This is a genomic window from Marinomonas spartinae (assembly GCF_016461715.1).
GTDB classification, from domain to species: Bacteria; Pseudomonadota; Gammaproteobacteria; order Pseudomonadales; family Marinomonadaceae; genus Marinomonas; species Marinomonas spartinae_A.
This window is the reverse complement of sequence record NZ_JAEMUI010000004.1, coordinates 277262-286703: the sequence shown is the minus strand read 5'-3', so window position 1 is coordinate 286703 and position 9442 is coordinate 277262. Positions and strand designations below refer to the sequence as shown.

Below are 9442 nucleotides of genomic sequence, written 5' to 3'. Positions count from 1 at the left end.
TAAGCTATGAAGAGAAAACGGTTGATTTTTATTCTGACTATTTGTTATATTCAAAATATTTAATTTTTCCTGCTTTGTTTTTAGCATCATATAGATGTTTACTAAACTCTCTTGAAGATACTCGAATATTTTATTGGGCTGCTGCAGTAGCAGTTTCTTTAAACATTGTTCTTAATATTATATTGGTTCATGGTGTTAGTATAATACCTGCAATGGGTGTTAAAGGTGCAGGTCTTGCTACATTTATTGTTAATGTAATTGGTTTTTTGATTGTTCATCTATATCTTAAAGTAAAATATGACTTAAAATTTAAACATATTAATCCCTTTTTAGCTAATATTGTGGTAGTTTTTAATATTTTAAGAAAGGGTGGTCCTGCAGGTATTCAACAAATATTAGAAGGAGGTCTTTTTACATGTGTTATGATAATGATGGGATATTTCTCTTCTAATTGGTTGGCTGCTACTTCGGTTATATTTTCAATCTTAGAGATCACATTTGTAATCAGTCTAGGTATAAGTGAAGTTGCTTCTGCAAAGCTCTCTCAATGGATATCGAGTGGAAGATTATTAGAATCAAAACTGCTTGTGAATTCCACTTTTTCACTTGTTATAATTGTCATGTTCTTGTTATCTGTTGTTTTTTATTTCTATCCTTCTATTGTAGTTTCTGTTTTTATTTCATCTAAAGAAAACGAAAATGCGTTCTCTGTAACTATGTGGATGTTATCAATTGTAGCTTTTTTTATGATATTTGATGGATTACAAGTATCTGGGATATATATCCTTAGAGGAATGCATGAGACAATTAAGTCTCTTGTTATTAGTATATTTTGTTATTGGATCGTTGGGTTGGGTAGTGGTTTGTTGTTCGCATTTATATTTGATTTAGGCCCAAAAGGAATTTTTTTCGGTTTTTGTTTAGGGTTATTAACAAGCGGTTTGTCTCTAGTTTATATGTCTTATAAATTCTTAAGAATTACTTATAGGGTTTGAAGTAGTTGGGTGTATATTTCGGAGTAATCCTGATTCCGATATAGTTCGGATACTCATTCTGTTCTTATTCGGATACCTAATTTGCTCTAAGCCTGAGGTATCCCGACCAATTTAAGCCATAAAACCATCTTCCTTGAGTAAGCGTTCATTTCACGCCGTTATTCATCCCCATCCGTACACACTCTTCGTGTTGTGTAATGGTTTTGGCGGCGTCAACGCAGCGATTATCTTGAAGCGTTACTAATCTATAGAGCAATCTATAGCGCAATTTATCGAGTAAATTCAAATAAAAAAGGCGACTCAATTTGTATGAGTCGCCTTTTTAATATCGGTGTTCTTCCTGTGTATTGGTTTTAGCCATCCATTAGTTGGCTAGGTAACCAAGTAACCAATTCTGGGAACATCATCACAATGACCAGTACCAAAAATTTGATCATGACAAACGGTGTGATGGATTTATAGATATCCAACATGGTGATACCTGGTGGTGCAATGCCCTTTAGGTAGAACAAGGCGAAGCCGTAAGGTGGTGTTTGTACCGCGATTTCAATGTTCAGGATCATTAAGATACCAAACCAAATCGGATCGTAGCCAAGCGATACAGCAATCGGTGTGAAGATGGGCGCGCACATCAAGACGATGATAAATTCATCGATGATGAAGCCTAGCAGCAACATGATGACCTGAAACATCATGATAACGACAATCGGCGGCCAGCCTAAGTCTTGTGTGAATCCTGCGACCATGCTTTGAACGCCCATTAATAGATGGAAGTTACTGAATACTGAGGCGCCAAAGATGATCCACATGGCGACGCTAACGAGCATCGCGGCTTGCATACCGGCTTTTTGCACCATACGTGGTTTAAAGCGTTTAAATAGAATCGCTAAGATGATAGCGCCGACAACACCGATGGCGCCGGATTCTGTTGGCGTCGCGATCCCTAGGATGATACTGCCCAATACGGCGACGATCAGCAGCAATGACAACAAGCCATCGCGAACGGTTAGAAGTTTCTCTTTTGGCGTCGGCGGGTTTTCTGGAACCACATCCAATGGGGCTCTGCTAGGATTCATCTTACAAGAAATCACCACGTAAGCGATCAATAGCACTATGGTGATCAGAGCCGGGATCAAGGCACCAATAAACATGCGTCCTACTGAGTTTTGTGTTGATGAGGCAAACATGATCATTGGTATGCTAGGAGGAATCAAAATTCCCAAGCCACCGCCAGCCATGATGACGCCAAGGGCTAGGCGTTTGTCATAACCTCGATCAAGCATGGGTTTTAGCGCAATACTGCCCGACGTCATGATGCCCGCGCCTATGATACCTACCATGGCTCCAATCATGGAACAGACGACGATCACACTGATGGCTAACGAACCACGAACACGGCCAATCAACATTTGGCTGGCGTTAAACATAGCATCGCCAATGCCGGAGCGCGTTAGTAGCTGCCCCATGTAGATGTACAACGGAATCGCAAGCAGGATAAAACTGAAGTGAGTGTCTTCTAGTGTCGTTGGAATGACGTTAAAGAGCGCATCGCCCCAAGTTACATAGCCAATTGCCATGGCGATACCACCAAGCGCTAGGCCAACAGGGGCGCCTAGAGCGAATGCGGCAATAACACATACAAATAAAACGCCGGTTAATACTTCGATACTCATCATCATTGGGCGTTTTCCTCTGTGTCTCGGATGTTATCTGGTAGAAATTGCTTGCCCGTAAACAGGTGGTAACACTCTTCTATCCAGTCGCTTGAAAGTTGAAGGGCGAGCAATCCACTTGCGACTGACATCATCAACCAGTAATGGTGCATATGCGGTGCCCATTCACTTTGACGACGGTAGTTAAATTCCAGCGCTTCTTCGAATTTACCAAAGCTCATTTTTAGAACTAATAAAACAAAGAAGAGGGCTAGAATGAATGAAATCATATTGAACAAACTGCGCATACGAGGTGATACTTTGTTGTACAAAATATCAACATTGATATGAGCACGTTGTTGTTGGACATAAGCGCCGCCAAGTGCAGCAATGTAGCCAAAAATAAACAGTGCGGTATCGTGAGCCCAAACGGTCGGATGGTTTAGGATGTAGCGGCAAAAGACTTCAAATGCGACAACAAATGCTAAAATTGGCATCAAATAGGATACAGATTTCCCGATGAAAGCCACCAATGCGTGGACTCCTAGGCAGTAGCGCCTGATCGCAGTCATTATCATGGTTTTATACCTGTTAGGATGTTTATACCTGTTAGGGTAGAGCGAAAAAAGCGAAGGCAACCTTGGCGGATTCATTAAGAATCACTGGCTGCCCTGCTTTGGTAAAGCGAGTTAACTTATTGGTTGCTAGCTTGATCTTTACGAAGAATATCGATCAACTCTTTGCTGTACTCATCTTGAGCCGCGTATTCGTCCATCAATTTCGCACCCGCCGCTTTCCATTCTGCTTTATCTGCTGCACTTGGCTCTGGGCTCCATTTCAAGCCTTTTGCTTCCATATCCGCAACGGCTTGAGATTCCCACAAACGAGACTTAGTCATTTGCTCTTGAGCGTGAACAGCTGTCGCAGCTTTAACAATCGCTTTTAAGTCAGCTGGAAGTTTATTCCAAGCGTTTTGGTTGACGATGATTGGCAACACTTGAGCGCCCGCTAGAGGAAGTGGGTACATGTATTTTGCCACTTCAACATGGTTACCATCGCGGTGGTCAATCATGTTAGAGCCTATAGAACCATCGATAACGCCAGTAGAAAGGCTTGTGTAGATTTCAGACCAAGCCAAAGACACTGGAGAGGCACCTAGGTTACGTAGGAATTTACCGTAAGCGCCTGGCGCACGGATTTTTAAGCCTTTGAAATCAGCAATGGAGTTAATAGGTTTTTTGGTGATGATGTAAACCGCTGGCTGAATGTAAGGGTCAAGCCAAACAAGGCCTTGCGCGCCATAGGCTTTTTTCAGAATGGGCGCCCAGCCTTTTTCGTAAAACAAAGTACTTAGATCGCCCACATCATCAGTGCCACCAGGAAGACCGATTTCCACGATACCAGCGGGTAGTTCCCCAGCGTTTAGGGATTGAAATGGTGCGCCCATGGTGATTAGGCCCGTTTTTACCGCACCAAAAATACCAGAAGAGCCGACACCTTCGCCAGAGTAAAGCACTTGCACTTTAATTCGGCCGTTAGACATAACTTCAATGTTTTTCGCCAAATCTTCGTAGACCGCACCGAAAGCAGTACCACGGCTGTATAGGTTAGCAAAACGCCAGTTGTACTCAGCGGCATGAACGGCAGTTGAAGCGATTGCTCCGACGCTAAGAGCGACGGCGAGAGAGCTTGCTACTAGGTGCTGTTTTAGTTTTTTTACGGTCTTAAGCATGAAATGACTTCCTTATTATTGGATTTTGCAAAGAAATGTGACAAAAATATAACATCTCGTCCTTATTTTGATGTTTTCAAAAACCATTAAAAGGTTAAATCGTGCCTTATCCACCTAAAGTTTTGTTTTCACCAAACAAAGTAAAACTATAAAAAATACAAATAAATCAAATAAATGGCGTTTCTTTTTATGCACTATCTTGGATAAAAACCGACTCAATATGGTGCAAAATTAGTTGAAAGATCGACTTTTAATCGATATCAATATAATGACAATAAATTGACATATATGACTAATTTTATACAGTAAGATGCGGTATCAGTTTACTGCTTTCCAGCACTTGTACAGCAAAATCAAGCAAGAAGTGTAAGCGTAACAATCATCAATGCACTCTATTAGTGCTTCCCTTCCTCTGGTAACCATCTTATTGAAAGTGGCTTTGCTATATATCACAGCCTTTGTTTTCTGACTGGTCTGAGTGTGTTTTTGTTGTCTTATTTAGTACTGCTTATTATCTGTATCCATTTGTGGTGATATTTGTCTGCTATTCGTCTTCATGCTATCCCCTTTCTATCAGGGCTTCTGGTAGACTTTGCTGTGGATTGCACTAAGAAAATAATGACTTACAAAAAGTGCGATATCGCTATCAGGGGGAGCCATGAGCACAAAGAATTATTCGTTGGGTCAGGTTGGTGACTACGAAATCAAGCAATTAAAGGTATTTAAAACCGTGGTGGATTGCGGTGGTTTTTCGGCGGCAGAAACCGCCCTTAATATTGGCCGTTCAACCATCAGTTTGCATATTTCAAATTTAGAGTCCCGTTTGAACCTAGTGCTTTGTAAGCGTGGTCGAGGCGGTTTTTCCCTAACGGAAGAAGGTGTCATTATTTACCAAATGACGGAACAATTATTGGAGTCGCTGGACGCCTTTCGTACCACAGTGAATAACCTGAATGCCAGTTTAACTGGACAGTTGCGCATTGCCTTATCGGATAAAGTGAGTTTGGATTCGCGCAGCCGCTTCCCTGAGCTGATTCGCGCTTTTTCCCAAGCGGCACCAGAAGTATTTATTACCACGAATGTGGCGTCTATGACGAATATTGAAAGGATGATTCTCAATGATGAGGCGGATGTGGGCTTTATTCCCTATCACCGCAAGTTAGATGGCTTGGACTACATCCATTTATACAGCGACAACTGCTTTGTGTATGCGGAAAAAGATCATCCGCTCGTGGCTATGTCGAAGAAAAAGCAAGAACAAGAGATAGACCATTTCCCCGCTTCCCACGCAGGCTTGAAACACCATGAACAAGCCAGCGAACAAATATCCCATGTGAAATTGGCGGCTATCAGTTATTTTTATGACAGCCGTTTAGCTTTGATTCTATCAGGTCGTTATATTGGCTTTTTGCCAGAGTTGTACGCCAAGCCATATGTGGACGCTGGGCAGATTGTCGCCGTTGCGACTCAGACACGCCACTACAACCTAGGGGTCGCCGTGACGACTAAAAAAACCGCCCAGCCTAATAAACCACGCGAGTTGTTTATGAATCAAATTCGTAGTGTCTTCGATTTGGAACAGATAGATGAAGCACCTTACTGATCAGAGATCCCGTACGAATTAATAGCATGCTTATTGGGTAGCAAGTTTATCCCATAACTACCCTATCATTTAGCTTAGCATTGTAGGTTGTGTGGCATTTATCTATTTAGCAAAACTCAACGATCCATCGATGAGGAAAACACAATGACACATTGTTCTGTGGTCTGCATTGGTGAATGCATGGTGGAACTGATGGCATCGGATCAGCCTGACCAATTAAAAAAAGGCTTCGCTGGGGACACTTTCAATACAGCTTACTATTTGAAGCATATTTTAGGTACAGATGAACGTGTTAGTTATATGACCGCTGTTGGTAAGGATGTGTTGAGTCAGGAACTTGTGCAAACCTTAGAAAACGTGGGCCTTGATACACAATACATCCGTCAGATGGATGGTTGCACTGTGGGGCTTTATTTAGTCGAAAACGATGTCCACGGGGAGCGCTATTTTACCTATTGGCGTTCACAATCGGCGGCGAAAAGCCTGTTCCAAGGGCAAGAGGGTCATCGTTTGTTAGCGTCGTTAGAATCCTTCTCAACGGTTTATCTATCGGGTATTTCGTTGGCGATCTTACCACCTAATGATCGAGCGTTGTTAATCGATACGTTGAAAGAACAGGGTCGTCAGGTGATTTTTGATCCGAATTATCGCCCCGCTTTATGGGAATCAAAACGCGACGCATTAGCAAGCTTCCAAGCCCTAGCGAAAACGGGAGCGATTGTCATGACGACCCTAGAAGACGAAGAGGCACTGCAGGACCTAAATAGCGCCGATACGGTGACGGCTTTCTGGTTAGCACAGGGAGCTGGTGATGTGATTGTCAAAATGGGGGCAAAAGGTTGTTTTATTGCGTCAGAGAAAACGCTCGTGCCTGCCTTACCAGGTATTACACCGATTGATACCACTGGGGCTGGAGATTCATTCAATGGTGGCTATATCGCAGGGCTTCTTCAGGGGGCTAGCCCTAAAGAAGCGGCTCTTAAAGCGCATACTATAGCGGCGCAAGTGATCCAGCAGCGTGGCGCGATTATTCCGTCAGATCTATTCACTGACTAAACTGCATTAGGGCCAAGGCAGAGCTTGATGGGGGTGATCCGCCGAGGGTTTTTTATTTTTTCGTTCGGTTTCTAGGAGCGTCCAATCAACAAAGGCTTCAATGCGTGCTTTTTTCGGGGAGCTTTTTGCGTAGGTGGCGTAGAACTCTATTGGTTGATTAATGGCTTTAGGAAAGGCCTCTACCAATGTCCCTTCTTGTAATTCTTCTTCTACTAAAAAGCGTGGGCATAGGAACACTCCGTGCCCTGCTTTCACTGCACTGATGCCCATGTACCAAGAGTTCACTTCGGCCCAAGGAATATTACCTGTACGTATCGGACAGATTGACTGCTCAGCAAACCACACCTTCCATTGATAGGCTGGATCATCAACTTGAATCATCCAGCATTTCAATAGGTCTGATGCATGATAAAAACCAATTCGAGCTTCTAATAAGGGCGAACAGACGGGAATTACCTCTGAAGATAATAAGCGTTGTTGAACAATGTCTTCTTTGTCGTTGGTTAGCTTGTTATCAATAATGACGTCTATTTTACCGGAGTGAATGTCTTCTCGTTCATCGGATGAAAAGAGCTTTACTGTAATTTCTTGGTGCAGATCCGAGAAACGCCATAATCTGGGCATCAACCATAAGGATACGAAACTCTGTAAACCCGATACTTCCAAAATCCCTTCTAAGGGTTCGAGTTTGACACTGTCTAAGCCTTTTTGAATATGATCAAACGCTTGAGTCAGGTGGGATGACAATTGTTGCCCTTGGCGCGTTAAGCGCATTTCCCGGCCATGACGATAAAACAAAGGTACCCCTAAATAGTCTTCCAATAAGCGAATTTGTTGGCTGACGGCGGCTTGGGATACGTGGAGTTGCTGGGCTGCCTTGGTGTAACTCAAAGTTTGACTGGCAATACAGAAATAATGTGTGGCTTTGAGATGGGAAACTCGTGTGTTCATGGGTGGCGTCCATGTGGGGTGGTCGAAAACAGCAGTATATAAGATTTTCTAATGTATATCGTAAGAATACAACGTTCGTTTTTTATGCATTTCTTTTTAATAATACAAGCCTACAGACAAGGAGAGAAGGCTATGTGGACATTATTGTTATGGTTAAACCAAAAAATAATCAAATGGTATAAAGACCAAAAGAAAAAAAGACAGGATAAGGAAATCTATCGTAAAGAGCAGAATATACAGCAGTCATCTCGTCATCTACCGGATTTTGTTAAACGAGATATGGGGTTACCTCCTTATAATTCGAATCGTCACGACCTTCCCTAAGAGCTTCTCAACTCCTATTCAAGCCGCTGCAGCGAATCCAGCGACTTGATAGGGGATGATAACTGTATCCTTTTTTCAGAGCGTTTGGCTATTTGTTCCTACCTGCTATAGATTAGAGATGACGCATGGCCGACTTATCAATCAAGATAGAGAGTTCGCTTCCCACATCAAACAGTCGTTCCGCGTGACGATTGAGTAGATCGACGGTAAGTTCAACATTATTGGCGATCAGTTGATAACGGATGATGGAGCCCAGTAATTGGTGACTTTTGACGGTGGCGGCAATTTTCTCTGAAAATCGCTCATCGTATTGTCGGTTATCCTCAAAGACATAAATCGACTCAGGGCGAATCGCGAGCGAACCTTGATAGGATTCTTTAAACAGTTGTTGCGCTTGATCCGCATCCAGCACGTTATATTGTCCCATAAAGCGGGCAGTAAAGTCGGAGCTTGGTTCGATATAGAGCTTTTCCGGTGGGTCACATTGTATGATTTTACCTTCGTTCATCAAAGCAATACGGTCCGACATGGTCAAGGCTTCTTCTTGATCGTGGGTGACGAAGACCGTTGTGAGTTTTAACTCCCTTTGAATGGCACAGATTTGCTGGCGTAAATGCTTGCGAATACGTGCATCAAGTGCCGATAGGGGCTCATCTAGTAAGAGCATTTTGGGTCGTACCACCAAGCTGCGGGCTAACGCCACCCGTTGGCGCTGACCGCCTGATAAAGAATGAGGATAACGCTCGGCAAACTCTCCTAGCTCAACCAGTGCGAGGATGTCATCGACACGCTGTTTGATTTGCTTAGTATCCAGCTTTTGAATACGCAAACCGAAGGCGACATTTTCTCTTACCGTGAGGTTGGGAAACAGCGCGTAGCTTTGGAACACCATGCCAATATCTCGTTTTTGTGGAGCAAGGTGAGTGATGTCCCGTTCGCCTAATTGTATGGTTCCGTTGTCGACTTGGGTGAGTCCTGCCAAACAGCGTAATAGTGTGGATTTACCACAGCCAGAAGGGCCTAATAGCGTGAAAAACTCGCCGTCTTGAATGGTTAAATTAATATCAGAGAAGACCGTTTTTTCAGTAAAGCGTTTTGTTAAATGGGAAATGGCAACTGAATTCATGGA

At 43.0% G+C, this 9442-nt stretch carries 9 protein-coding genes; 4 read left to right on the top strand and 5 right to left on the bottom strand.

The features are described from left to right. On the top strand, positions 1–995 hold a 995-nt coding region (locus JHD45_RS06630; protein WP_199475716.1), incomplete at its 5' end, for an MATE family efflux transporter. Between the two features lie 353 nt (positions 996–1348). Here JHD45_RS06630 and JHD45_RS06625 read toward each other — a convergent pair. From JHD45_RS06625 to JHD45_RS06615, 3 genes are all read right to left on the bottom strand, one after another. After that, a complete protein-coding gene (locus JHD45_RS06625; protein WP_199475732.1) occupies positions 1349–2671 on the bottom strand; it encodes a TRAP transporter large permease in 1323 nt (440 codons plus the stop codon). Further along, positions 2671–3225, bottom strand: coding sequence for a TRAP transporter small permease subunit (locus JHD45_RS06620; protein ID WP_199475715.1), 555 nt, complete (start codon positions 3223–3225; stop codon positions 2671–2673). Before JHD45_RS06620 ends, JHD45_RS06625 begins: the two co-directional genes overlap by 1 nt. Positions 3226–3341: 116 nt before the next feature. Then, positions 3342–4379 carry a TRAP transporter substrate-binding protein gene (locus tag JHD45_RS06615; protein WP_199475714.1) on the bottom strand — a complete coding sequence of 346 codons (1038 nt, stop codon included), beginning with the start codon at positions 4377–4379 and terminating at the stop codon, positions 3342–3344. Between the two features lie 658 nt (positions 4380–5037). Between JHD45_RS06615 and JHD45_RS06610 the strand changes: the two genes are divergently transcribed. After that, positions 5038–5982 carry a LysR family transcriptional regulator gene (locus JHD45_RS06610; RefSeq protein WP_199475713.1) on the top strand — a complete coding sequence of 315 codons (945 nt, stop codon included), beginning with the start codon at positions 5038–5040 and terminating at the stop codon, positions 5980–5982. Between the two features lie 144 nt (positions 5983–6126). Next, on the top strand, positions 6127–7038 hold the full coding sequence (locus tag JHD45_RS06605) for a sugar kinase (RefSeq protein ID WP_199475712.1): 912 nt from the start codon (positions 6127–6129) through the stop codon (positions 7036–7038). 6 nt (positions 7039–7044) lie between these two features. Here the strand turns inward: JHD45_RS06605 and JHD45_RS06600 are convergent, their stop codons facing one another. Continuing rightward, entirely contained in the window at positions 7045–7989 is a 945-nt protein-coding gene (locus JHD45_RS06600) for a LysR substrate-binding domain-containing protein (RefSeq protein WP_199475711.1), read from the bottom strand. 132 nt (positions 7990–8121) lie between these two features. On the opposite strand from JHD45_RS06600, the gene JHD45_RS06595 reads away from it, so the two are divergent. Continuing rightward, entirely contained in the window at positions 8122–8313 is a 192-nt protein-coding gene (locus tag JHD45_RS06595; protein WP_199475710.1) for a hypothetical protein, read from the top strand. A gap of 112 nt (positions 8314–8425) precedes the next feature. Here JHD45_RS06595 and JHD45_RS06590 read toward each other — a convergent pair whose 3' ends face one another. Next, a complete protein-coding gene (locus JHD45_RS06590; protein WP_199475709.1) occupies positions 8426–9439 on the bottom strand; it encodes an ABC transporter ATP-binding protein in 1014 nt (337 codons plus the stop codon). Positions 9440–9442 lie beyond the last annotated feature (3 nt).

Excerpts from the sequence above, each read along its gene's own strand:
- JHD45_RS06625 (WP_199475732.1), bottom strand. The coding sequence starts at position 2,671 with ATGATGAGTATCGAAGTATTAACCGGCGTTTTATTTGTATGTGTTATT.
- JHD45_RS06620 (WP_199475715.1), bottom strand. The coding sequence starts at position 3,225 with ATGATAATGACTGCGATCAGGCGCTACTGCCTAGGAGTCCACGCATTG.
- JHD45_RS06615 (WP_199475714.1), bottom strand. The coding sequence starts at position 4,379 with ATGCTTAAGACCGTAAAAAAACTAAAACAGCACCTAGTAGCAAGCTCT.
- JHD45_RS06610 (WP_199475713.1), top strand. The coding sequence starts at position 5,038 with ATGAGCACAAAGAATTATTCGTTGGGTCAGGTTGGTGACTACGAAATC.
- JHD45_RS06605 (WP_199475712.1), top strand. The coding sequence starts at position 6,127 with ATGACACATTGTTCTGTGGTCTGCATTGGTGAATGCATGGTGGAACTG.
- JHD45_RS06600 (WP_199475711.1), bottom strand. The coding sequence starts at position 7,989 with ATGAACACACGAGTTTCCCATCTCAAAGCCACACATTATTTCTGTATT.
- JHD45_RS06595 (WP_199475710.1), top strand. The coding sequence starts at position 8,122 with ATGTGGACATTATTGTTATGGTTAAACCAAAAAATAATCAAATGGTAT.
- JHD45_RS06590 (WP_199475709.1), bottom strand. The coding sequence starts at position 9,439 with ATGAATTCAGTTGCCATTTCCCATTTAACAAAACGCTTTACTGAAAAA.